This window comes from Bacillus sp. GM2 (genome assembly GCF_056155945.1).
The window spans coordinates 1,287,811-1,311,584 of record NZ_JBRKSZ010000008.1 but is presented as its reverse complement, the minus strand read 5'-3'; the positions used below and the strand labels follow the sequence as shown (position 1 = coordinate 1,311,584).

At 45.1% G+C, this 23,774-nt stretch carries 22 protein-coding genes; 7 read left to right on the top strand and 15 right to left on the bottom strand.

From position 1 onward, the window contains the following. Positions 1-10 precede the first annotated feature (10 nt). Both ACVC9U_RS21250 and ACVC9U_RS21245 read right to left on the bottom strand, forming a co-directional pair. Positions 11-1,180 (bottom strand): FtsW/RodA/SpoVE family cell cycle protein, encoded by a 1,170-nt coding sequence (locus ACVC9U_RS21250; RefSeq protein ID WP_441391485.1) that lies wholly within the window; start codon positions 1,178-1,180, stop codon positions 11-13. A 111-nt stretch (positions 1,181-1,291) separates the two neighbouring features. Continuing rightward, a complete protein-coding gene (locus ACVC9U_RS21245; protein ID WP_020453351.1) occupies positions 1,292-2,476 on the bottom strand; it encodes an FtsW/RodA/SpoVE family cell cycle protein in 1,185 nt (394 codons plus the stop codon). A 278-nt stretch (positions 2,477-2,754) separates the two neighbouring features. Here ACVC9U_RS21245 and ACVC9U_RS21240 point away from each other — a divergent pair, with 278 nt between their 5' ends. Continuing rightward, positions 2,755-4,110 carry a YjiH family protein gene (locus tag ACVC9U_RS21240; protein ID WP_441391484.1) on the top strand — a complete coding sequence of 452 codons (1,356 nt, stop codon included), beginning with the start codon at positions 2,755-2,757 and terminating at the stop codon, positions 4,108-4,110. A 319-nt stretch (positions 4,111-4,429) separates the two neighbouring features. Next, on the top strand, positions 4,430-4,690 hold the full coding sequence (gene ywcE, locus ACVC9U_RS21235) for a spore morphogenesis/germination protein YwcE (RefSeq protein WP_020453353.1): 261 nt from the start codon (positions 4,430-4,432) through the stop codon (positions 4,688-4,690). 50 nt (positions 4,691-4,740) lie between these two features. On the opposite strand, the gene ACVC9U_RS21230 is transcribed toward ywcE, so the two are convergent. The 8 genes from ACVC9U_RS21230 to ACVC9U_RS21195 all read right to left on the bottom strand — a co-directional run bounded on the left by ACVC9U_RS21230 (position 4,741) and on the right by ACVC9U_RS21195 (position 13,919). Beyond that, a complete protein-coding gene (locus ACVC9U_RS21230; RefSeq protein ID WP_020453354.1) occupies positions 4,741-5,940 on the bottom strand; it encodes a clostripain-related cysteine peptidase in 1,200 nt (399 codons plus the stop codon). Between the two features lie 17 nt (positions 5,941-5,957). Beyond that, positions 5,958-6,413, bottom strand: a complete 456-nt coding sequence (locus ACVC9U_RS21225) for a GNAT family N-acetyltransferase (protein ID WP_145653687.1) — start codon at positions 6,411-6,413, stop codon at positions 5,958-5,960. An 11-nt stretch (positions 6,414-6,424) separates the two neighbouring features. Next, the gene (locus ACVC9U_RS21220; protein WP_441391483.1) at positions 6,425-8,233 is read right to left on the bottom strand and encodes an ABC transporter ATP-binding protein; all 1,809 of its coding nucleotides are present in this window, start codon (positions 8,231-8,233) and stop codon (positions 6,425-6,427) included. Next, positions 8,227-10,152, bottom strand: coding sequence for an ABC transporter ATP-binding protein (locus tag ACVC9U_RS21215; RefSeq protein ID WP_441391482.1), 1,926 nt, complete (start codon positions 10,150-10,152; stop codon positions 8,227-8,229). Before ACVC9U_RS21215 ends, ACVC9U_RS21220 begins: the two co-directional genes overlap by 7 nt. Positions 10,153-10,194: 42 nt before the next feature. Continuing rightward, entirely contained in the window at positions 10,195-12,195 is a 2,001-nt protein-coding gene (locus ACVC9U_RS21210; protein WP_441391481.1) for an asparagine synthase-related protein, read from the bottom strand. Continuing rightward, positions 12,192-12,656, bottom strand: coding sequence for a lasso peptide biosynthesis B2 protein (locus tag ACVC9U_RS21205; protein WP_441391480.1), 465 nt, complete (start codon positions 12,654-12,656; stop codon positions 12,192-12,194). Before ACVC9U_RS21205 ends, ACVC9U_RS21210 begins: the two co-directional genes overlap by 4 nt. Further along, positions 12,656-12,928 (bottom strand): PqqD family peptide modification chaperone, encoded by a 273-nt coding sequence (locus tag ACVC9U_RS21200; RefSeq protein ID WP_003186189.1) that lies wholly within the window; start codon positions 12,926-12,928, stop codon positions 12,656-12,658. Before ACVC9U_RS21200 ends, ACVC9U_RS21205 begins: the two co-directional genes overlap by 1 nt. Positions 12,929-13,286: 358 nt before the next feature. Next, positions 13,287-13,919, bottom strand: coding sequence for a response regulator transcription factor (locus ACVC9U_RS21195; RefSeq protein WP_020453360.1), 633 nt, complete (start codon positions 13,917-13,919; stop codon positions 13,287-13,289). Positions 13,920-14,090: 171 nt separating this feature from the next. On the opposite strand from ACVC9U_RS21195, the gene ACVC9U_RS21190 reads away from it, so the two are divergent. Continuing rightward, positions 14,091-14,207, top strand: coding sequence for a lariocidin family lasso peptide (locus tag ACVC9U_RS21190; protein ID WP_423734433.1), 117 nt, complete (start codon positions 14,091-14,093; stop codon positions 14,205-14,207). A gap of 99 nt (positions 14,208-14,306) precedes the next feature. Here ACVC9U_RS21190 and qoxD read toward each other — a convergent pair whose 3' ends face one another. From qoxD to galE, 5 genes are all read right to left on the bottom strand, one after another. Beyond that, positions 14,307-14,672 carry a cytochrome aa3 quinol oxidase subunit IV gene (qoxD, locus tag ACVC9U_RS21185; protein ID WP_003186195.1) on the bottom strand — a complete coding sequence of 122 codons (366 nt, stop codon included), beginning with the start codon at positions 14,670-14,672 and terminating at the stop codon, positions 14,307-14,309. Next, positions 14,672-15,286, bottom strand: a complete 615-nt coding sequence (gene qoxC / locus ACVC9U_RS21180; RefSeq protein WP_020453361.1) for a cytochrome aa3 quinol oxidase subunit III — start codon at positions 15,284-15,286, stop codon at positions 14,672-14,674. Before qoxC ends, qoxD begins: the two co-directional genes overlap by 1 nt. Before the next feature lie 14 nt (positions 15,287-15,300). Beyond that, positions 15,301-17,250 (bottom strand): cytochrome aa3 quinol oxidase subunit I, encoded by a 1,950-nt coding sequence (gene qoxB / locus ACVC9U_RS21175; protein ID WP_025810604.1) that lies wholly within the window; start codon positions 17,248-17,250, stop codon positions 15,301-15,303. Between the two features lie 17 nt (positions 17,251-17,267). Beyond that, entirely contained in the window at positions 17,268-18,236 is a 969-nt protein-coding gene (gene qoxA / locus ACVC9U_RS21170; RefSeq protein ID WP_020453363.1) for a cytochrome aa3 quinol oxidase subunit II, read from the bottom strand. A gap of 472 nt (positions 18,237-18,708) precedes the next feature. Further along, complete coding sequence (gene galE / locus ACVC9U_RS21165; protein WP_020453364.1) at positions 18,709-19,698, bottom strand: UDP-glucose 4-epimerase GalE; 990 nt, start codon at positions 19,696-19,698, stop codon at positions 18,709-18,711. Positions 19,699-20,498: 800 nt separating this feature from the next. Here galE and ACVC9U_RS21160 point away from each other — a divergent pair. The 4 genes from ACVC9U_RS21160 (at position 20,499) to ACVC9U_RS21145 (ending at position 23,773) form a co-directional block, all read left to right on the top strand. Then, on the top strand, positions 20,499-20,648 hold the full coding sequence (locus ACVC9U_RS21160) for an anti-repressor SinI family protein (protein WP_041817368.1): 150 nt from the start codon (positions 20,499-20,501) through the stop codon (positions 20,646-20,648). A gap of 536 nt (positions 20,649-21,184) precedes the next feature. Then, positions 21,185-21,748 (top strand): flavodoxin family protein, encoded by a 564-nt coding sequence (locus ACVC9U_RS21155; protein WP_020453365.1) that lies wholly within the window; start codon positions 21,185-21,187, stop codon positions 21,746-21,748. A gap of 175 nt (positions 21,749-21,923) precedes the next feature. Next, the gene (locus tag ACVC9U_RS21150; protein WP_441391479.1) at positions 21,924-22,238 is read left to right on the top strand and encodes a DUF485 domain-containing protein; all 315 of its coding nucleotides are present in this window, start codon (positions 21,924-21,926) and stop codon (positions 22,236-22,238) included. Beyond that, positions 22,235-23,773 (top strand): solute symporter family protein, encoded by a 1,539-nt coding sequence (locus tag ACVC9U_RS21145; protein WP_441391478.1) that lies wholly within the window; start codon positions 22,235-22,237, stop codon positions 23,771-23,773. Before ACVC9U_RS21150 ends, ACVC9U_RS21145 begins: the two co-directional genes overlap by 4 nt. Position 23,774: the final 1 nt, after the last annotated feature.

Sequence of the window (23,774 nt, the reverse complement as noted above, 5' to 3'; positions counted from 1 at the left end):
CTGTCTTTTTTCACTTAAACATATACCCTTTATATTTTGTCAGCTGGCAGCTGGCGTTATAAACGATCGCATAGCCGATCAAAGCAGACAACACAGAGCTCCCTCCGTAGCTGATGAACAGAAGGGGAACGCCCGTAACCGGCATCAGTCCGACGTTCATTCCGATATTTTGGAATGTATGGATGACAATCAATGCCGTATACCCAACACAGAAAAATGACGCAAACTTGTTGTACGGGTGTATCTTATCGATCAGCACGACAAGCCGGTAAATGAAAAGGAAAAACAGGATGACGACAAAAGTACAGCCAATAAAGCCGAAACTTTCCCCGATGACGGCAAAGATGAAATCGGTTTGGCCTTCAGGAACGTATACTTTCAAATTGTTCATGCCCGTTCCGAAGATTTCTCCAGAGCCGATCGCCGTAACGGCCTTTTCGGTCTGATACGTATCGTTCGCGTCCTGCTGGCTCGAATCGACCCATGTCATCACCCGGTTGATCTGGTATTGCTGGATGTGCAGCGTATCCTTCGAAAACTCCGGAAAATTGATCACCAAAAACAGAACGAGCAGTACGAGGGCGATTCCTGACCCTGCCACAATCGAAATCAGCTTCCAGTTCACACCTGATAAAAACACCATAACGGCGACAAAGAACATGCAAATACCGGCCGTACCGGCGTCCTGCATTAAAATCAAACCGACCGGAACTGCAGATACCCCTGCGATTTTCAGCAAAAGGTGAACATCCTCCTGCATCGAGCGCAAGCCTTTCGGACTTGCTTTGGAGATCACCGAAGCCAGCATCATAATCAGGCCGATTTTCATAAATTCCGACGGCTGCAGCGTGACCGAACCAAATTGAAACCAGCTTTTCGCTCCTTTGATAATCGGTGCGATCGACGTTGGACTGAACTTTAAGACGATCAATGACAAGATGCCGAATAGATATATGTATATGCTGAATTTTTCAAGCTGCTCCAGATCAAAATAGAGAAAGCCGGCGATCACCGACATGCCAAGCAGATAAAAGAACAATTGCTTTGCCGGATAACCCTTCAGTGAAAAAGACGGCTCTGCAGCGTAAACAGCGATCACACTGATCAAAAAGAACATCGCTAATATAAAAATCAAATCTCCCTGATAATAGGGACTTGTCGTATTTTTCTTCTGGCTCATTATACCCCGCCTTATTTCTTCATCAAAAGCACTAACTTTCATTATAGCATGAACAACCGTTCACATTGTGAAAAAGGGTGAATAAAATAACAGCCTGTATTCATCAGGCTGTTATTTGAACATATAGCTTTGATACTTTGTTAACTGGCAGCTTGAATTGTAGACAACCGCGAAGCCGATCAAAGTTGCTACGACTGAGCTGCCTCCATAGCTGACCAAAAGCAGCGGGACGCCGGTCACGGGCATAATGCCGATATTCATTCCGATATTTTGAAAGGTATGAATGACAATTAAAGCGGTAAAGCCCGCACAGAAAAATGAGGCAAACCTGCTGAACGGATGTATTCGGTCGATGAGCACGACAAGCCGGTAAATTAAGAAGAAAAACATAATGACAACAAACGTGCATCCGACAAACCCGAAGCTCTCGCCGATGACGGCGAAAATAAAGTCTGTTTGCGCCTCTGGTACATAGACTTGAAGATCGCTTACACCATTTCCGAATACTTTCCCCGAACCGATCGCCAGCTGCGCCCTTTCGACCTGCATTTTATCGTCGGCATTCTGTTCGCTCGGATTGACCCAGGTCATGACGCGGTTGATTTGGTATTGTTCAACCCCGAGTGCTCCCGCAACATCGGGAAATTTGATGATGACATATAAAATCAAAGCAACGGCTGCAAGACCCGTTCCGAAGATAAGAGAAATCAATTTCCAGTTCACGCCCGACAGGAATACCATCACAAGAATCACAAACGCGACGATCCCGGCTGTACCCGTATCCTGCTCTAAAATCAAGCCGAACGGAACAATGATAATACCGGCGATTTTCAGCAGAAAGATGCAGTCTTCTTTCAACGTACGCTTGCCGACAGGCCCGTTTTTCGACATGAAGGAAGCCAAATACATGATCAGCCCGATTTTCATGAATTCCGACGGCTGCAGCGTAAACCCGGGAAGCATAAACCAGCTTTTAGCACCGTTGATGACCGGCGCAAACCTGTATGATCCGATATATGCCGGACTGAACTTTAACACGATCAGCATCAAAATGCCGAGCAGATAAAAATAAAAGCTGAGCTTTTCAAGCTGCTCCAAATCAAAATAAAGAAACACGATGATGATAAAGGCCCCCAGCAAATAGTAAAGGGACTGTTTCATCGCAAAGGGTTCATTATATTGATTAAACTGCTGAGCGGCGTACACAGCCACAACGCTAATGATAAAAAAGACAATATAGACAAAAATCAAATCCCCCTGATAAAAGGGATTTGTAATATTCTTTTTCTGACTCATTCGAAATCCCGCCCTTATAATATGACACAATGAAATAATGCAGGAAGACGGCATCCGCTTCCTCACAAATGATATGACGTACAAAAGAACAAAATGTTTCGATTTTATTGCGGACAAATTCCCATTCTATTTTAAAGGATTTTTCCAACTATTGTCGAATGTGATAAATTCATTGATTTTTGCTTGAAATGTATTAAAATGAATAATGTTGCATAAAATTAAACTTTTGCCTCCGGCAGAAGCGGTACAGAATCACCAATTCATAAGGAGTTTTTCATTTGGATAAAGCACTTCAAAAGCGTAAACGGCTTGATCTCATAAAATTTTTGGTCCCTTCCCTTATCGGAATTATTCTGTTTATGATTCCCGTTAAAATTGAAGGAAATTTAACGATTCCAATTGCTGTTTTTTCAAATGCATTGCAGAAGCTGCTTCAGCAGCAATTGCCGCTGATCATGACGGTCATCGTAACCGCAACTTTTATCTTAACCTTTATCACCAAAACCTTTCATCCGGCTTTCATCAAAAAAAGCGAGTTTTTCTATAACCTGCTGAATGTTTCTTTATTTTGGTATATCGTCCGCCTTGTCGGAATGATCTTCGCTGTGATGGCGTACTTTAAGATCGGACCTGAAGCAGTGTATGCCGACAGTACCGGCGGAACATTATTATTCAGCCTGCTTCCCGTTCTCTTCTCCGTCTTTCTATTTGCAGGCCTGTTTCTGCCGTTTCTGTTGAATTTCGGCTTGCTTGAACTGTGCGGCGCTTTGATGAAAAACCTGATGAGGCCTGTCTTTAAGCTGCCGGGGCGGTCATCGATCGATTGTATGGCTTCATGGCTCGGCGACGGCACGATCGGCGTGCTCCTGACGAGCAAACAGTATAAAGAAGGATTCTACACGAAGCGTGAGGCCGCCGTCATCGGCACGACTTTCTCAGTCGTCTCCATCACGTTTTGCCTCGTGATTATTTCACAGGTTAACCTTGCCCATATGTTCGTTCCGTTTTATTTGACAATATTGCTGGCGGGTGCCGCAGCCGCGGTGATCAGCCCGCGGATTCCGCCTTTATCAAGAAAGGCTGATACTTATATTACAGATCAAGCGGATCAGGATCAAGAGGAGATTCCCGAAGGATACACTCCATTCCAATGGGGGCTCAGCCAGGCTGTCGGAAAAGCAAAACAAAATACAAGCGTCAAAGATTTCTTGCAGGACGGAGCTAAAAACGTACTCGATATGTGGATGGGCGTCGCTCCCGTCGTCATGGCGCTCGGCACAGCCGCGCTGATTGTCGCTGAATATACGCCGGTTTTCAAATGGCTTGGACTGCCGTTCATTCCTCTTCTCGAGCTGCTGCAGGTTCCTGAAGCCGCCGAGGCCTCACAAACGCTTGTCGTCGGGTTTGCCGACATGTTCCTGCCGTCCGTGCTCGGAAGCGGCATTGAAAGTGAAATGACCAGGTTCATTATCGCCTGTGTATCGGTTACACAATTAATCTACATGTCCGAAGTCGGCGGTCTCTTGCTCGGTTCCAAAATCCCGGTGACATTCCTTGACCTCGTCTTGATTTTTCTCGTTCGGACGCTGATTACGCTGCCTGTCATCGTACTGTGTGCCCACTTTATTTTTTAGACAAATAAAAGGCTCCCGGCGCCATGCCGAGGGCCTTTTTTGTTTAGAAAAAGTCGTTGATCCAAGGGGTCTGCGGCCTTATCGTGCGGTCCAGCCTGTCTACTTCTTCTCCCCTTCACCCTTTATGTCCTACTGAATCACCGCGAAAATTGAGCCGATAGTTGGAGCGGAAAATGCTTTCCAGTATGTATCATTTTTCGAAGAACGTGGTATAATAAATGTAACAGAATGTTCACAAAATATTCTCCAATTAGACACAATTGTCGTTTTATTCCGCTTTTTTGGCAGCGCTATCATTATTGAAAGGGGCTGAAAATGCATGGATATGTTTTTCGCTTACTTGCTGATTGCAAGCGCCACTCCTTTATTTTTATGGCTGGACAACAAAAAGGTAGCAATTTCTTCTATTCCGCCAATCATTTTAATGTGGGTATTTTTCTTTTTCTATATGACCAGCAGCCTCTCTCCTACAGGACACTCTCTCATGATCGTACTCTTTATTCTCAACGTTGTCATCGCCCATGTCGCCGCTTTCATCATTTACGGACTCCCATTGATTCGAAAGCACATGAGCCGATAAAAAAAGTGCCGGTATTTTCGCCGGCGCTTTTTTTGCTGTAAGAGACACCATTATAGATCAAAGTTAAATGCTGAATGGGAGTAATCTTTGATGAATGTTTGATACCGGCCGCTGAAATCAAGCAGGTTGTATATGTTTGATTTTTCCGCAAACCGCTTCTGGTTGTCTTTGGCCGGATAATAAACGGACATGCCGCTTCCTCTCGGGTGCTCCGGAGACTTGATGTTCATGATGACAGCCTTCTTGACGGATTTTACGACCTCTTTTGCTTCTTTTTCGGCTCCGATCTGCTGACCGATCAAGCTTGACAGATCCGCCAAATCAACCATATCCGATTCATCTGCATAATCTTCGGCAGCGAGACGTGCGTAGTGAAGCAGGCGCTTTCCATCCGGCTCTTTCAATGCCCGGTTCATGCTTAAGCTCAATCTGTCGAGGGCATCGACAGCGTCTTTGACACGGTTCAATTGAATGAAAGACTGCTGCAGATCTTCTGTTTCACCGTTTTCTTTTGACTGCTGTATGTAGCCTGCAGCGATTTCCCTGCCAAGCTCTTTCGGATCGATTGAAGGGTCGTCTTGTACAGACTGCAGCGCCCTTTTGTAATCCCAGCCGTTTTGATTCGTATAGTCGACTGAAGCCAGCATGTACTTTCCATAACCCCTCAAGGCATATGCCGTTTCAATTCCGGCCATTTTGCAGTTGTCAAAACCTATTAAATCAAACTTTTGCTTCGTGTGTTCATAGGCCTTTTTGATTCCCGACTGGAGCTCGCTTATTTTCATTTTTTTATTGCCGAAGTTTTCGTCTCCCCCGTAGCCGTCAACCGAACCAAGCCCATGCCCCCAGAAGATCAATACATATTTTTTAGCCGGGTATGTTTTGACTCCCCATGTGATAAAATCTGTGAGGGAGCCGGGACTGTCCATATTTGTCTTCCCGATATTTTCGAGGGGCGCCAGCTTCTGATGTTCGACTTTCCACCTCTGATTCACCTTGTGACTGATTGACGGGTTCGCCCATTTCTTAGCTCCTCCTGTCTGAAGAACGACATTGACGTTTGAAGATGAACCGGCATCCATCATTTCCTGAATATCATCGCTTGCCATATGAAAATCGCTTTCCATGTCAGATCCAATCATATATACAAGAATGGTATAGTCATCCTTTTCTTTTAATAGAGCAGCTGATGCCGGCTGAAAAAAGGCGACTGAAACAACGGAAAAAACAATCCATTTGATCAGGTTCATCGTCTTACGCTCCTTATTTAAGATTCCGGGAAATAAATCAGAGAGTAGTAGCCGTCCTCATCCGGCTGATCGTGTTCCAATGAATATCCGACGGATCGGAAGCACGCTAAGCAACTCTTGTTATCCTCTTCAATTCCGGCAAACCATTTGTTGATCCGGCTCATTTCCGGCAATGCCATCGTCCTTTTGATGAGCGCTTTTCCGTATCCCCCTCCGCGCAACAACGGATCGACTAAAAGGGCAATGTTCCCGGTCGAATCTTCCTCAACCTCAACCATGACAGCACCGACGGGCTTGCCTTCCTTTAAAGCCGCCCATACCTGGTAGTTTTCATTCCCGTCTGTAAAATTGAACCACTCGTCAAGTGGCATCATCCCTTCCAGCCGCCTTTTCACCTCTGCATCCTCAAACCAGGTCTGCAGCCATTCAATATCTTCTTTTCGAAACAGACGAAGTTCTTCTATATTGCTCATTGTTTTCTCCTTTACTGCACGTATTTTTCAGCCTGCAGGCGATACAGCTCTGCATACTGGGCCTGATTTTTCATCAATTCTTGATGGGTGCCGGCCTCCGCTACCCTTCCTTTTTCTAAAAATACGATGTGATCGGCAAAACGGGCCGTACTTAACCGGTGCGAGACGATAATGACTGTTTTGCCTTGCGTCAGCTTTTGCAGCTTATCAAATATTTCTTCCTCAATAAATACATCCAGCGCAGAAGAAGGTTCATCAAATATCAAGATGTCGGCAGACTCGTCACGCATAAACGCGCGGGATATGGCGACCCGCTGCCATTCTCCCCCCGACAAATTCCTGCCGCCGAACAATCTGCCAAGCTCTGTTTCATAACCGTCTTCAAGCTTATGCAAAAACTGATCCACTCCGCCGAAGGCCGAAGCGCTTTTTACTTTAGCCAAGTCGGTGCAAGAAGAAATGTCGCCGAGACCGATATTGTATTTCAATGTCATTTCGTACCGCAAAAAATCTTGAAACACAGCCGCGGCACTTGACCGGTAATGTTCAATATCATACTTATGAAGCGGTAAACCATTATACGAGATCGCGCCTTGATTGGGATCAAAATAACGCAGGAGCAATTTAACGAGTGTGCTTTTGCCTGATCCGTTTTCTCCTACAAGAACGGTCGTCTTATTCAATGGAATATCGAGCTTATGAATATCAAGAACCGTTTTGGTTCCATCATAAGAAAATTCCACTCGATCACATGTAAATCCTTTTTCCTTTTGAGCAGCTGGAGCGGTATCTCCATTTTCCATGGCATTTTTGCTGTTTAAAAAAGAATGAACATTTCCGAGGTGCCTCGTTTCTCTTGCACCGATCGCAAACGCAGCGAACATTTCATTGATTCCTTCGTTGAACTGAACCGCGGCTCCGATAAACAGCATCACATCCCCGATGGACAACCGACCATAAAAAGCCTGGTGCACGATGTAAATCAGGACGGCACCTGCGGCCAAAGATTGTAATACCGACCAGAACAGCTGATACAGCGCCAGTTTTTTTTGATCGTTGGACAGCGTATGGAGGAGCTCCATCGAGGTGTTTTTATAAAAAGATTTAAAAAAAGGAACAAGATTGTATATCTTAACCTCTCCGGCTGTTTCAGACATGAGAGGGACACCTGCGTAATATTCCGCGCGCCGCCTCAGCTCCTGAACCTCTTTCCGTCCTTCAAAGGTCGCGTTGTTTAATTTCGCCTCCCAGTACAGCTTTGGAACGGCCAATATGAGAAACAGCAGCGGCACCCAAGGTGCAGACATGCCAATCAACAAACTGCTGGCTGCAATCATCACCATTCCGCCAAAGGTTTGAGACACGATGGATACCCACATCGTGACAAAATATTCATTATAGCGGATGATTTGTGTATTGGTATGAAAAGATGCGTCTTCAAAAGCCGCGATATCAGGAATGGAAATTGCCTTTTTCATGAGCATTTCATCAAGATAAGCTTCGAGCTTGGCGGTAAGGAGCCTTTTCTGCATTTCGGCCACAGGCTGAAGGGCATCTACGATCAGTGTAAAAGCAATGTATGCAAAGGCCGCCCAGACCAGTGTATTCCAAGAAGACAGCTCAAACGGCGCCCGTGCAATCTCATCGATCACCTCTGCGCTCAGCCAGACGAGGAGCGGCCCGAGCATAGCACCCAGCAAAGTGATCATAAACAGAACCGCCGACTTAAAAGGGTCGCAGCGCCAAAACAACATTAATCCGTAAAATATGATGGAAGCGGTTTGAGGCAGCTTTTTGAAAAAAGAATAAAACTTCAGCAATATACCTCGTCCCTCCCCTGAAACGATTTGGCCTGCATGCGGAACATTCTGCTGTATTCCCCGTTCTTGTCCATAAGTTCCTGATGGCTTCCCTCTTCCGCGATTCTTCCGTTTTTCAAAACCAGTATGCGGTCAGCCATTTTTACCGTACTGAACCGGTGGGAAATCATGATCACCGTTTTCCCCTCTGTGAAGCTGTGAAACTGCCGAAAAATATCATACTCAGCCCGAATATCCAAGGCTGCGGCAGGCTCGTCCAATATGACAAGTCCGGCATCTTTCATAAACGATCTGGCTAAAGCAATCCGCTGCCATTGGCCTCCAGAAAAATCGGTACCGCCCCATTCAGGGCCGATCATCGTTTCCAGCCCTTCAGGCAAATCCTCGATCATCGTTTCCAGCTTGGCAGCCCGGGCTGAGGCGCGAATTTTTTCCTCATCACCTAAAGCTTCCGTGCGGCCTATCGCGATATTGTGCCGGAATGACAATTCGTACTTGCCAAACTCCTGAAACACGACCGCCATCCTGTTTCTCAGCTCTTGAAGATCGACCTGGCGGATGTCTTTGCCGTTCACTTTAATCTCACCCTCATCATATTCATAAAAACGGCAGAGCAGTTTGATGAGCGTTGTTTTCCCCGATCCATTCGCCCCTACAATGGCAATTCTTTCGCCCGGTGATACTGAAAAGCTGATTCGATTCAGAACATCGCCTGTACGCATGTCATCTGATTCAGGCTGCTCGTCGTGATCCCCCAGCTCTTCATCCTCAAGCTCATCGAACATATCCAAATCTTCCTCATCCGCATCAGCTTCATTTACCTGGGTACACGCAGCCGCTTCTCTGAAAGGATAGCGGAAGGTTACATTTTTGAATTCGACTGCCAGCGGTCCTTCTTCTTCGAGAGATTCGCCATTGGAAGGAAGCCTGATATCCTTTTCAGCGTTCATAAAAAGAAAAAAGTCTCTTCCCATTCTCCATATATCCAACGTATCTGCACCTTCTTTGGCGATATCCCGGAGAGCCGTTGATAATTGAAACACAGCTCCCAAGTACAGCGATATATCCCCCACAGAAAAACTGCTTGAATGGGATTGGGACAGAATCCAAAAGTACCCCAAACCCGTTCCCGCCCCAGATAAGAAACCCGTTAAAACCGACCAGCGCGAGCTTCTGACTTGAATATTCCGCAGCACAGAATATAAGCCTTTAAAAGCAGATTGATATAAATTAAGAAAGAAAGACCCCAGGCCAAACAGGCGTACTTCTTTAGCGGATCGTCTTCCGAGCAGAATGTGGCGCGCATATGCGGCTCTCCTTCTGACAGGGGCGTAATCCTTGTGATATTCCCACTCCAATTCATTATAATGATTATGGACAAAAGCGAATGGAGCGGTAGACAAAATAAGGATGAGAGCAAGGACGGGCGACAGATAGGCGATGATCAAAACGACGCCCGCCAAAGACATAATGGCAGTCACCAAGTTGGAACTGATATTAATGAATTGGGAAGGAAGCCATGTCGAACGATCCCGCAGCGTTTCCAGCCGGTCCCTGTATTTTGGATCCTCAAAAAAACGCATCCCCGGAATGCGGTCAAAAGCGTCGATTAACAAACTGTTGACTGTGATCATCGATCTCTCAGAAAGCATGGCCTTTACCCATTTTTCCAATGATTTAACGACACTGATCATGACTAAGCTTCCCGCATAAATGACAGCCCATATTTCAGCATGGATGACGGCTTCCTGCTCGACAATGCCGTCGATCATTTGCTTTGAAGCGTACAATTGGATTAAAGGGGCTCCGGCTTCGATCAGCATGAAGGAAACCATGCAAATCATCAGCCACGGGCCGGATTTCCAGACCATTTTTCCAAGCAGGCCCGCCGTTTCCAGCGGCTCTTGGATATGCTTCATCTTCCACACATGCTTCACCTTCATTTTCTTTACCTATTGTGGTCATTGATACGAGTATATTTTGGCTTTCTCCGGCGTATTGACGGTTTCGATATCAGCCATGACCCTTGGTTTTCCCGGACGGCTCCGATCGAGAAGGTGCTCCTTTCCCTTGGATGCTTCCCTGAGCCATATTTCCAAGTCAATGACAGATCTCATGTACTGATAGCCCATGCCCAGATCATTATTTGGATCTTCAGAGCGGATAGCCATAGCCAGCAAGTGTTTCCACCATATATCGCGCTTAATGATACCGAGTTCTTCAACGAAGACACGCTCCCCCGGTTCAAAAAGCTGAAGGACGTGTCTGCGGTCATTCATAAAGCTTTTCCTTGCCATATGGGCATATGTTGTTTTCGTTGATCTGTTATATACATAGGACGGCAGGATATCGGTGAAAGATTTGCGAAGAAGCATTTTAGAGCCGGCATAATGTTCTTCAAGCCCTTTTAAAACATCAAAATGCTGTTCAGGCGGTACGGAAAATGAAAATTCGATCAGCCGCCGGTCCAAAAACGGATGGTACGTAGGCAATGTCACACCAACAGCATCCATGTACCTCGCTCTCGGCCACAAAAAGTCATAATGAAACCTCTTGCCCCACACTGAGAGCTCCCGGCTTTTTCGATAGCGAAGATGATCTTCCTTATTGATCTCCCGTTCTCTCTTTCGGTGTTCTTCAGTAAAATATTCAGGCAGCTCATATTCCGTATCTGACCATAGGAGGTCGTAATAGAGCTTTTCGCCGATATAAGGCATGAAAGGGGCGATTCCGTATTGAAATCCGAGTTTCAGCATCTCTTTCACGCTGCCGCCTGACCATTCGCGAAGCAATTTGTAGATTTCAGAAAACCGTCTCTGCCGAAGCAAGGAATCGATCACTGACACTTCTCCGCTAAAAATGAAATCCCCGCCCTCACCTGTAAGAACAGACGAAGCACCATACTCTTCAGCGATCACTGTAAAAGTCTCATTAACCAGTGAATTGGCTCTCGGATCAGGACCGTCTACAAACCAAAGCGGATCACGCCCGATTTCCGCGTTAGGAATTTTGGCTGTAGCGTCTCCAAGAATGATCAGGCCGGGGATGTCCATATCTCGCATCATATTTTTCACAAGGTCCCTGTCATGGCTTAAAATCATGTCGGGATCGGCGAATGATATGTTGACGGCCAGCAGCTGTTCCTTGCATCCGCCTGCGATTGCGGCGGCGGTTACGGCAGCTGAATCCAGTCCGCCGCTTAATTCGACAATATGCTTTTGATCTTTTAAACGATCTGCTGTCACTTCCTGAAGAAGCTCCCGGAACCGTGGAACAGCATCTCCTGCAAGATCTTTTTCGTTTAACAGCTGCGGAAGTCCCCAATAGCTATGCACATGAACCGCATGATCCCTGCTGAGAAAAGCGTAGGAGGCCGCAGGCACTTTGCGTATTCCTTTGAAAAACGTCCGATCTTCAAAGCCGTTTTCTCCCACAGCGAAGCCTGAAGTGGGAAACATTCTGCACACATCTTGATCGATGATAAAAGGAATATCATGAACAAGCAAAAGGATGCGCATGTCATTCGCTGCAAACCATTCTCCTTTCGGACTGACCCAGTAGTAAACCGGACGGGTTGCGTATGTATCTGTCGCTAAAATAAGGCTATGCAGACTGTCATCCCACCACATCATTGTAAACTCGCCATGCGAGTGAGACAGCATGGCTGCTTTGTCCTGCTTCAATGATGCGTACAGCTTGTCATATTGCTCAATCTTTCGGGTGCCATCCGATTTTGCGTTAAGACCGCCGCTGATCCAGCCGTCTAAGATCACGGGGTGCAAAAGATTTATTTGAGTTGAAGGTCTAAAAGCTTCATCGTATCGGATATGCGCTTCAGCCATGTTTGCGATCCCGCAGCTGTAGCTGTGAATCTGTTCCGCCCGCCCCCATTTCTTGACGGCGGAAACCCACTCTTGCCATAAAACGGTGTTGTCTCCCTGCATTCCAAACCATATTTTCATCCTAGAGATAACACCCACCTTTCAGCATAAGCGCTCATCTTATACGTCTGTAAAACTTTTAAATTCTTATTTTTATGATTCGGGTCAATTGAATTGCCGTTTTCCATTTGAACCCAAGCATGAGAAAACATCTTGTCATCGATTTTCTTGACACCGATCACGAGATCGGCATCAGACCCATTGCTGAATAAAATAGATTGAATTGTCAATGCAATAGAAACGCATGAAGTAACTAAATGGTCGTCTTCATCAAGCGAATACAAATATTCGCCGTGGCGGTGCAGTTCGTCTGTATCAAGCAGCCCTGCACCTCTTTGCTGCGCGCTCGCATACAGCGGAAACAGATGGATCGCAATTTTTTCATAGGCTTCTTCAAAGTCATGATTTAACAGCATCATACGTACAAAAGCATGAACGGTTGTAAAATACTCATGATTTTTGACAGGCGCTCTCTTTTTCATCAGCTTTTATCCTCTATTTTAATCAGCTTATGATGTGTCAGTTCCTGTATCGCCTCATTTAAAATCGCTGACAATTCTTCCTCCGTCTGATCGAACGCCGATTGCCACTTGATCAGAATATCTTTTTTATCCTTTCGTTCATTTTCAATTTCGATCCACAGCTCTTTTAAAGCCCCTTCCAATCCGAAATACTGCCCGTTGTCCAGGTTTAGGACGATGCATTCATTCTCCAATACGGTTGTCGCCGTCTCTTGATTTCGAATAATTTTCAAAGTTAGACCTCCCCGGTATGCATGATTTCAGAAAAATAAAGGAGAAGAGAGCCGGTAAGCTCTCTTTTAGCACTTTATGCATGATGTTCTTTTCACTCCCAGGTGAATGCCGTTATTTCTCGGCGCTGGAGCGTTTTATAAAGAGCCTGCAACACGATGATACCCCTGAATTTACCAACTGATCACATGAATCAGATTATCACAGGACAATATCAAAAAAACCGCAAAAAACTACCGAAAACCGACATGATTAGGCAACTGTATCAACGGGCCATTATTACGGGATTTATTCGGAGGAAAAAAGAAAAAGAGAGCCTATCGACTCTCTTTTGCAGGGAAAAACGAATATATACCTTGTTTAAGCTTTCTGCTTGATCAAATTAAGCATCGTTCCTTTTTTTACTGCACAGTACCGCGACGTTACTTTTAGCTTTTTATAGATTTTGCTTAAGTGATACTCTACGTTGCGCGTCGACATTTGTAAGTCCGCTGCGATCTCTTTATTTGTTTTACCGCTGGCCACCTTCTGCAAAATATCCAGTTCTGTGTCTGTTAAATGCTCGTCCACCGCAAGATCGGAGTCGAGCCTCAGTTTTTGCAGCAAGCCGTCGGGAAATAACACAGCCCCTTTTAAACACAATAAAATACTCGAAGCAATCATACTGTCTGTATACGATTTATCGATAAACCCTTTGACGCCGGCTTCGATCAGCTTATTAAAATATGAGTGGATTTCATCTCCCGAAAACATAATGATAATTTTGGATTGAGGTGCGATTTCAAGCGTTTTAAGAGACAATTCCAACCCGTTCATCCCCGGCATTTTTAAATCATAAAGAAAAACGTCTATATGTACCTCTTGATTTTTTAAGAGGTCGAGAGCTTCATTTCCTTCGTGGCAAACGATGACATCCATATTATATTTTTTTAATATTTCCTTCATTCCGGATGTCAAAACTCTGTAGTCGTCTACTAACAACACGCGAATCATCAGTAACACTCTCCTTAAGTCAGTTTCCTCCGAACAAATACCGCAATAAAAACCTCATGAATAGAATTGAAGGATGATGTCGGGTTTTCGTGCCTTTTTGTGGTTTTTACCACTTTATTCTATGATAGCATGAATATGTAATCAACTGGAAGTAATAAGGAGGTGACACAGATGCGCAAATTGGAAACTGCCCAAGTTAAAAACTATGGTACATTCCTGACTGTTACTCTTTCTAAAAAGAGCAAGCCGGGCGACGGCAAATTCGGCCGCGGCGTAAAACGCGGTTAAGAGTGTATGAGAAAGAGAGAGCCTCGGGCTCTCTCTTTTTCCGTTCAGCAATCAAAAAAGAGTGCGGATCGTTGAAATCCGCACTCTTTTGCCAATCAATTAATGTCCGCTGTGCTCAGAATGTTTTGCACCTGGTGAACCGCCCTCAGGGTTGTCTCCGTGATAGTTGTGAGCAGCGAAGATCCAGACGGAACCGGCAATAATCGCAACCGCAATAAATGCGGCAAACAACGTATTCCCGACTTGGATTTTGCCGCTGTCACTTTCAGTCATATGCATAAACATTAAGAGCTGAAGTCCAGCTTGGATGATCGCAAAACCGAAAATAATCCACAGCTTTGCAGCCATGCTTAAATCCGTATAAATCACCCACAAGGCCAATAAGGTCAGCACAATGGACAACACGAACCCGACAATATGCTTCCAAGGAAAGTGGCTGTGTTCAGCCGATTGTTTTGCTGCCATTATACATTCACCAACCCTATCAAATAGACGCCGGTAAAGATGAAAATCCATACCACGTCTAAGAAGTGCCAATACAAACTTGAGATAAACAGCTTAGCAGACGTTTGCGGGGTTAGGCCGCGCTTTTTCGTCTGAAGCAAAATGCCGATAATCCAGAAGATACCGATCGATACGTGCAGTCCGTGCGTTCCCAATAGAACAAAGAAAGATGACCAGTAAGCACTTGTCGATAAAGTGGCACCTTCATGTACATAATGATTGAACTCATAAAGCTCATAGCCGACAAACCCAGCACCGAGCAACAGGGTAATGATCATCCAGATCATCACGCCTTTCAAACTGCCGCGGCGCATCTCATGCACTGCGATGCCGCATGTGAAACTGCTCGTTAACAGCAGGAACGTCATGATTAAAACGAGCTTTGCGTCGAACAGTTCTGCCGGCAGTACGCCCCCCGCTGTTCTGTTATGAAGAACAGCATAGGTCGCAAATAACGTAGAGAATAAAGCAATCTCCGCTCCAAGAAAAATCCAAAAGCCAAGGATATTCAACCTTCCGATTTCAGAACGGTATTCCATAGGAGCGTTAGAATTGCTGTGTTCTGCATGTTCCATCAATCCCGCCTCCTTTACTTGGCATTCTTTCGTTCAGTCTCTTTTATTTCCTCAACACTTACATAGTAGCCGTCGTCATATTCAAATGAACGAAGAATCATACAGAGGAATACACCGATCAGACCGACGATTCCCATCCAGAACCATTCAAAGACAAGCCCGAATCCAGCAAATCCGAAGCATAATGACATGAGAAACGGACGGCCTGAATTGCTCGGCATATGAATCTTTTTAAACTTGCTTTCAGGATGAATCTCGACATTGTCTTCCTTCATTTGCGCAAATGCGTCAGGTGATGTGACCTCAGGCAGAACCGCAAAGTTATAGTGCGGCGGGATCGCAGAAGATGTAGCCCATTCAAGCGTACGACCCATTCCCCAAGCATCTCCTGATTCTTCGCGTTTTGAATGACGGAAGCTGTAGAAAATGTTGTAGCAGAGAACGATGAATCCCGCGGCCATCAGCAATGCGCCGAATGTCGCAATCATGTTCAATGCAGTCCAGCCGTCTTCTGCTCCGTATGTGTAAATACGGCGAGGCATTCCTTGCAATCCAAGGAAATACATCGGGAAGAAACAGATGTTAAAGCCCGTCATGAACAGCCAGAAGAACCATTTTCCGATGCGTTCGTTCAGTTTGTGACCGAACATTTTCGGATACCAGAAGATCAATCCGGCGAAACATGCAAACACAGTACCCGCGATCAGCACATAGTGGAAGTGCGATACGAGGAAGTATGTGTTGTGATATTGATAATCCGCAGCTGCCATCGCAAGCATAACGCCCGTAACACCGCCGATGACGAAGTTCGGAATAAATGCAAGCGACCACAGCATCGGCGTTGTGATTTTGATTCTGCCTCGATGCAGCGTCAACAGCCAGTTAAAGATTTTAACCCCGGTCGGCACCGATATCGCCATCGTCGTAATCGAGAAGAACGAGTTGACCGCCGCGCTGTTGCCCATTGTGAAAAAGTGGTGCAGCCAAACGACGAAGCTGAGAACCGAAATGGCAACAATTGAATAAACCATTGCTTTGTAGCCGAACAGCTGCTTTCTTGCGAATGTCGCAATGATTTCTGAAAAAATACCGAAAGCAGGCAAAATAACGATGTAAACCTCAGGATGTCCCCAAATCCAGAACAGGTTCGCCCACAGCATCGGCATACCGCCGTTCGCCAAGGTGAAAAAGGCTGTTCCGAACAAGCGGTCAAATGTCATCAGCGCCAAAGCCACTGTCAAGACAGGGAAGGCGAAAATGATAATCACACAAGTGATCAGCGTTGTCCAAGTGAACATCGGCATCCGCCATAGGGTCATGCCTTTTGTACGCATTTTCAGGATGGTAACCATAAAGTTAATCCCGGTGAGAAGCGTACCGATACCCGCGATCTGAAGTCCGAGCAAGTAATAGTTCTGCCCAGGCCCAGGACTCAGCTCATTGCCTGCAAGCGGCATGTAAGCCGTCCATCCTGCATTCGGCGATCCGCCGATGACGAATGAAATATTAAACAGCATCGCTCCGACCATGAAGGTCCAGAAACTCAAGTTGTTCAAATACGGGAATGCAACATCGCGCGCACCGATTTGGAGCGGTACGACGACGTTCATTAATCCAATAAGAAACGGCATCGCCATGAAAATGATCATGATCGTACCGTGTGTCGTAAACACTTCATTATAGTGGTTGGAATCTAAAAAGCTGTTATTAGGAAGCGTGAGCTGGGCACGCATCATTAACCCGTCGACACCGCCGCGGAAGAACATAATGACTGCGGCAATGAGGTACATGATTCCTAAACGTTTATGATCGACGGTGGTAATCCATTCTCTCCAAAGCCATTTCCATTTTTTGAAGTATGTCAGCACAAATACGATTGCAATGGATGTAAGCAAAATGGAAATCTGTGCTCCAAGAATTAATGGGTCACCTGTAATTATGAATTCGTCCCATTTCAAATTCATGCAAGCTTCCTCCTTTCCTAGTGAGAATCTTGGTCTTCAGATTGTTTTTGATCTTTGTTTGTCTTCACGTTTTCAAACGGATCTGATTTTGAGTGCGGAGACAATGGTTTATAGCCCAATCTTTCGCGCGCTTTAATGGCGTATTCCGCATCATTTCCGTGGTTAACGTACTTCAGGTGTGTCGATGAGAACGTCATTTCGTCCGCATGCTGAGGAAGCATCAGTTCATCGTACTGGCTTTTCGTCAGCTTAGGAGCTTCTTTCTGCGTTTTCTTCACCCAGTCGTTAAACTTGCTTTCAGATACCGCTTTGACATCAAACTGTTGTTCTGCAAAACCTTCACCTGTGAAGTTTGCATTTCGGCCTTTATAAGTACCCTCATGGTCTGCCTGCAAATATTGCTCCATTTCCATTCCGGACATGGCATATTTTTGCCCGCCAAGCTGCGGAATCCACAGTGATGCCATAGAATCGGCAGATGAGATTTTAAACAAGATCGGTCTGTCTGTCGGGATATTCAAATAGTTGACCGTTTCGATATCCTGTTCCGGGTAGCTGAATACCCATTTCCAATCGACAGATGTCGCATATACGACCAAAGGTTCCTTGTCCTTTGATGCTTTTGGAGCCTCTTCTAGAGAATAAATTGTTTGAACTGTCGGCACTGACAGCGCAATAACAATTAAAATCGGTACCACTGTCCAGACGATTTCTAAAAATGTATTGCCTTCTACTTCCGGGCTGTAAGGAGACTTTCTGTCTTTACGCTCACGGTATTTCACAATCATCACAGTAAAAAGGACAAATACGACCGCTACGATAAACAGCATAAATCCAATCGATAATAGAATAAGATCTCTTTGCTGCGAAGCAACCGGTCCTTTAGGATCCAATACCGCGATTTGACTGCAGCCGCCCAATAAAAAAACGGAGGAAAGCAGAGTCAGCATAATCAGTGGTTTAAATGCTCTGAACAAGAGGATCACCATCCTTCCTTAAATGATGTCTAAAATTTGGTCAGAATATCTAAGATAAAAGGATTCTGAAAAACTTTTTTCTTCTACCTTGCTATGCTATCAAAATCTTCACCAATTAGCCTTATTTTTTTCGATTGTTCACCTTTTTTTCACCCGAATGTCACAAAATCGTCAAAATTTGTTCATGATATTATGAATAACGAAGGAAATAGACTGGTAATTTTTTAGTTCTTTTTACACACATAGCAAGAGCTGACAAATCCCTCCGGAACAAAAAATCTGTCAAATTTAGGTTTACCACAATAAAAAACTTTGGTCAATCATTAATTTAACATTGTTAAATTTTTTCATAGTGAATCATTATCTTCCCCCATTCCTTTTCCCTGTTGACAACCAGCTTTAAACTTCAAAACATCAAAAAAGAGCTTCCTTCTGTAACTGAAAGCTCTTTTTCATCCTATTTAATAAGCGTCATCGCATTCTAGCTTTGATAGCCGTTCGGATGTGCTTTAAACCACTTCCACGCGCTGTCAATGATCGTTTCCAGCTCGGCGTATTTCGGCTGCCATCCCAGTTCTTTCACTGCTTTTTCCGAAGAGGCGATCAGCTGTGCCGGGTCTCCTGCACGCCGCTCTGCAACCTCCGCCGGTATCGGGCAGCCTGTCACTTTCCGGGCTGTTTCAACGACTTCTTTGACCGAGAAGCCCGTGCCGTTTCCGAGATTGTATACGGTGCTTTCTCCGCCCTTTCGAAGCCTTTCGACAGCGAGGATATGCGCGTCGACCAGATCCATTACATGGATGTAGTCTCTGATGCACGTACCATCTGCAGTCGGATAGTCGTCGCCGAAAATCATAATCTTGTCGCGTTTGCCAAGCGCGACTTGAAGAATGATCGGGATCAGGTGCGTTTCAGGCTGGTGATCCTCGCCAACCAATCCGTCTACATGCGCCCCGGCAACATTAAAGTAGCGAAGGACGACATGACGGATTCCGTATGCTTTTTCAGACCACTTCAGCATTTTTTCAATGGCAAGCTTCGTTTCCCCGTAAGGGTTTGTCGGATCCGTCGGATCTGTTTCCATAATCGGCACACGATCCGGTTCACCGTATGTTGCAGCCGTTGATGAGAAGACAATTTGCTTTACATCGAACTCTTTCATGACCTTTAACAGGCAAACGGCTCCGTATACATTGTTGTCATAATATTTGAGAGGATCTGTTACGCTTTCTCCAACTAAAGAATCGGCCGCGAAATGCATGACAGCCTCAATCTCGTTTTCCTGAAACACTTTTCTCAGGAATGCTTCATCGCGCAGATCTCCATTATAGAAAGAAGCTCCCTTTAAAGCCGCCTCTTCATGTCCAGTTTGCAGGTTATCAATAATCACGACTTCTTCATTGCGGCTTAACAGTTCCGCTACAGCATGGCTTCCAATATAGCCCGCCCCTCCGCATACTAATATTGCCAATTCATTTCTCTCCTTTCAGCGGCGTTATTCTTCTATTTTAAATCTATAAAACGCCTGTGAATCTCTTTTTCAATCCTAAGATGATATATTCGCTTTTTCATTTTACCACCTTCAGCATTTTCCGGCTTGTATTTTCATCATTTCTTCAAATAAAAACTAGGGGTAAAACAAATGGAAAGGTTTCTGTTCCATTAAATGCCTTACAAGGAATAGTTCGGGTTTTTATCCATATCAATGGTATCATCCTGGTGAATTAAAGCGATTTTGAGGCAAAAACTATACTTTTTTCACTGCATTTGAAACCAATGTTCATTTTTCCCACTTAATACTGGTCGATAATAGTATTTTCGTATTACCCTTCTTTAACCCATACAGCAACTAAGCCGAAAGGACCCTCCCTACCCACCATGTCTTTATTCTAAATCATTCCTTGAAACCATTGTTTTTCCAATACTTTTGCGTAATAATCTGCCAAAAATCTCTTTCTTATTTTTAGAATATTCAAAGGATATTCGGCTGCAATTGAGAAATTTTTAATAGGGAAAAATGATCATTTTTATTTGAATACTATCCAGTCAGTAATTGATTGTTTATTATTATAAGTAAGAATCTAAGATTTTTTGGTTTTTTTAGTCAGTTATTTAGGGAATAGGTAGGTTTATCAAAGATGACTTTGTGAATTTTTTATGAAATTTGTCATTGTTTTCACATGGCTGTTGTTTTATAACTTTTATTGCATCTCAAGGAAAAACCGTTTTTTTCTTTGAGGTGAACAACGTCTTATCATATTGGAGGAAGCTATGAATACTCAAACGAAACACAAGTTGGACAAAGATTGGGTGATTTTGATGAAGGAGGCGAAAAAACTTGGGCTGCAAATTGAAGATGTGAAAGAATTTCTTCACAGTCAGCCAATCCAAAGCGATGCTGAAAAACCGATAAAGCAATAAGCGTTTAGAAGCATCAGTTATCCAAAAAAACAGGCGGTTCTGTTGAATCTTGATCTATCAAGATGATCCAACCGGCTGTTTTAACGAGTGTTTTAATTGATAATGACGTATTTGAGCAGCAGGCCTGCTGCCTGTGTATAGATTCTGTCTGCTCCATAGAAACGCGCGTTTTAAGGAGCAGCCTTACCTTTGCCCTGTACATAGGTCGTTTCATTTTTCCAGCTTCACTCTCTTAAGGGGTACCAGACCGGATTGAATAAGGCGTTTTAGAGGCATGCTGACCAACGCTGACGCCAACAGTCCCATACACTTTCTTCTGCATCGGTTTCGATTGCCTTTCTCCCAAAGGGGGGCGGAGCTTTTCGTCTTGATCCTTCTGATAATATCCTCAGGCTTCCTTTCCATCCTCTCTTTTCTGTTAAGTTCGCCTATATAATCGATTTTTCCGATGGTAAATATCTAAAATATCAATTTTACTGATGATTGTTGTTATCTTAAACTGAATTCATGACCGATTCCAAAGGAGGATGAAGAATATGGGGATAGCAGCAATCTGCGGAAGCTCCCGCGAAAATGGAAATACGGAAGAACTGATGAATCGATTAGTAGACGGACTTGATGCCGATAAGATATTTCTGCGAAACTATCATATTCAGCCCGTATCGGACTACAGGCACAGCAATACAGCCCCTTTTTACCCTGATGATGACTACAGAGACCTGATCAGCCGGGTGCTGGAGAAGGATATCCTGGTTTTTGCCACTCCGATCTACTGGTACGGCATGTCGGGTCTGATGAAAAATTTTATTGACCGCTGGTCACAGACATTGATAGAGCACGGAAGATCTGCATTTAAACAGCAAATGGCGAAAAAAACGGTCTACGTCGCAGCTGTCGGAGACGACGATCCCCGCTTGAAAGGGCTGCCGCTCATCCAACAGTTTCACTACATATTTGATTTTATGAACATGACATTCGACGGCTATTTGCTCGGCAAAGGGAACAAGCCCGGCGGCGTGATGACAGACCGGGAAGCGATTGCGTCTGTAAATGAACTGAGAAGGAAGCTGACAGAGGCGGAAACGGGGCGGAAGGCATGACAAATGAGAAGGTGAACAAAAGGTTTCTTTTATGGAAAAAACATTTATTTGAGATGATCAGGTCTTTCATCTTATATAAATAAAACGCTGTGTGAAAATTGAAGAATAAATCCGGAGCTTGTTACATACCTTTGTTGTATCTTTTCAGACAAACACAGGGAGGGGCAAAGAACAAATGAGAGAAGGCAAAATAGATTACAGCAAAGCTGCGGCATCTCCGGAGTTCCAGGGGTTGTTATCACGGAAACGGGCTTTTATTGTACCGATGACGATTTTCTTTCTGCTCTTTTATTTCCTGCTGCCGGTTATGACATCATACTTCACATTTTTGAATCAGCCGGCAGTCGGAGCCATCACATGGGCATGGGTTTTTGCGATAGCTCAGTTTGTTATGACATGGACGCTGTGCATTGTGTATACAAAAAAAGCCGGTCAATTCGATCAAATTGCAAACGATTTCAAAAAGAAGATTGGAGGCGTTGATTCATGAGTGCCACAGCCTTTATTCTGTTTCTTGCCATTGTTGCTCTCACGCTTGTCATTACGTATTTCGCGGCCAAACAGACAAAAACGGCCAATGAGTTTTACACGGCGGGAGGAGGGCTTACCGGCATTCAAAACGGACTGGCTATCGCGGGAGATTACATGTCAGCGGCTTCTTTCCTCGGCATTGCCGGGATGATCGCTTTGAACGGGTTTGACGGCTTTTTCTACAGCATCGGCTTCCTCGTCGCTTATTTAGTCGTGCTTTACATTGTGGCAGAGCCGCTCCGAAACCTCGGCAAATTTACAATGGCGGACATGATTGCCTCCCGTTTTAAACAAAAGAAAATTCGCGGTGTCGCCGCATTAAACACGATCACGATCTCCACCTTTTATATGATTGCACAGTTAGTCGGCGCCGGTGCGCTGATCAAGCTTCTGCTCGGCATCGATTATACGCTGGCAGTGTGCATTGTCGGGGTTTTGATGACCATCTACGTCGTATTCGGTGGAATGATCGCAACCAGCTGGGTCCAGATCATCAAGGCCGTTCTCTTGATGGCGGGGACGCTCATTATTTCAATCATCGTTTTTTCAAAATTCGGCTTCAGCCTGACGAACATGTTTGAACAAATGAAAACAGCTACTCCGCTTGGGGCGGATTTTTTGAACCCCGGCAATAAGTATAAAGTTCCTCTTGAAACACTTTCACTCAATTTGGCGCTCGTCCTCGGAACAGCCGGCCTGCCTCACATTCTCATCCGGTTTTATACAGTAAAAGATGCCAAAACGGCAAGGAAATCGGTAATCTCGGCTACATGGATTATCGGTATATTTTATATTATGACGGTCTTTCTCGGTTTTGGTGCTGCCGCGTTTGTCGGTTTTGAAAACATTTTAGCTGCCGATAAAGCGGGGAACATGGCTGCACCGCTTCTTGCTCAGGCGCTCGGCGGAGATTTTCTGTTCGCCTTCGTCTCAGCCATCGCGTTCGCAACGATTTTGGCGGTGGTTACAGGACTTGTTCTGTCGGCGGCATCCGCCTTTGCACATGATATATACAGCCAGATTATTAGGAAAGGCGCGGCTACAGAAAAAGAGCAAATGATAGCTGCAAGGTGGGCTTCCATCGGCGTATCCGTCCTTTCGATTCTGCTTGCTGTCTTCGCCCAATCCCTGAATGTCGCGTTTCTTGTCTCGCTTGCATTTGCCGTGGCGGCAAGCGCCAATTTGCCGCTCATTATCTTCACCGTCTTCTGGAAGAGATTCAATGCGGCCGGCGCTTTGGCCGGCAGTCTGACCGGTCTTTTAAGCGCGCTGATTCTCGTCTCCATCAGCCCGAGCGTCTGGGACCCGACCGGAAACGCCATCTTTGTCGGAGAACCGCTGATCCCGCTTTCCAACCCGGGAATCATCTCCATTCCGCTCGGCTTTTTAGGCGCTTATCTCGGGACGATTCTGTCTTCAAAAACCCCTGATCAAGAAGCGTTTGCAGAAATTCAGGTCAAAGCGCATACAGGCATTCACATGGATCAATCTTAAA

What these genes read in the sequence shown, in the direction of transcription:
- ACVC9U_RS21210 (WP_441391481.1), bottom strand. Translation starts at nt 12,195, where the DNA reads ATGAAAATATGGTTTGGAATGCAGGGAGACAACACCGTTTTATGGCAA.
- ACVC9U_RS21245 (WP_020453351.1), bottom strand. Translation starts at nt 2,476, where the DNA reads ATGAGTCAGAAAAAGAATATTACAAATCCCTTTTATCAGGGGGATTTG.
- ACVC9U_RS21150 (WP_441391479.1), top strand. Translation starts at nt 21,924, where the DNA reads ATGAGAGAAGGCAAAATAGATTACAGCAAAGCTGCGGCATCTCCGGAG.
- ACVC9U_RS21205 (WP_441391480.1), bottom strand. Translation starts at nt 12,656, where the DNA reads ATGAAAAAGAGAGCGCCTGTCAAAAATCATGAGTATTTTACAACCGTT.
- ACVC9U_RS21190 (WP_423734433.1), top strand. Translation starts at nt 14,091, where the DNA reads ATGCGCAAATTGGAAACTGCCCAAGTTAAAAACTATGGTACATTCCTG.
- ACVC9U_RS21155 (WP_020453365.1), top strand. Translation starts at nt 21,185, where the DNA reads ATGGGGATAGCAGCAATCTGCGGAAGCTCCCGCGAAAATGGAAATACG.
- ACVC9U_RS21225 (WP_145653687.1), bottom strand. Translation starts at nt 6,413, where the DNA reads ATGAGCAATATAGAAGAACTTCGTCTGTTTCGAAAAGAAGATATTGAA.
- ACVC9U_RS21145 (WP_441391478.1), top strand. Translation starts at nt 22,235, where the DNA reads ATGAGTGCCACAGCCTTTATTCTGTTTCTTGCCATTGTTGCTCTCACG.
- ACVC9U_RS21160 (WP_041817368.1), top strand. Translation starts at nt 20,499, where the DNA reads ATGAATACTCAAACGAAACACAAGTTGGACAAAGATTGGGTGATTTTG.
- ywcE (WP_020453353.1), top strand. Translation starts at nt 4,430, where the DNA reads ATGGATATGTTTTTCGCTTACTTGCTGATTGCAAGCGCCACTCCTTTA.
- qoxD (WP_003186195.1), bottom strand. Translation starts at nt 14,672, where the DNA reads ATGGCAGCAAAACAATCGGCTGAACACAGCCACTTTCCTTGGAAGCAT.
- ACVC9U_RS21230 (WP_020453354.1), bottom strand. Translation starts at nt 5,940, where the DNA reads ATGAACCTGATCAAATGGATTGTTTTTTCCGTTGTTTCAGTCGCCTTT.
- qoxB (WP_025810604.1), bottom strand. Translation starts at nt 17,250, where the DNA reads ATGAATTTGAAATGGGACGAATTCATAATTACAGGTGACCCATTAATT.
- ACVC9U_RS21195 (WP_020453360.1), bottom strand. Translation starts at nt 13,919, where the DNA reads ATGATTCGCGTGTTGTTAGTAGACGACTACAGAGTTTTGACATCCGGA.
- ACVC9U_RS21250 (WP_441391485.1), bottom strand. Translation starts at nt 1,180, where the DNA reads ATGAGCCAGAAGAAAAATACGACAAGTCCCTATTATCAGGGAGATTTG.
- ACVC9U_RS21215 (WP_441391482.1), bottom strand. Translation starts at nt 10,152, where the DNA reads ATGAAGCATATCCAAGAGCCGCTGGAAACGGCGGGCCTGCTTGGAAAA.
- qoxC (WP_020453361.1), bottom strand. Translation starts at nt 15,286, where the DNA reads ATGGAACATGCAGAACACAGCAATTCTAACGCTCCTATGGAATACCGT.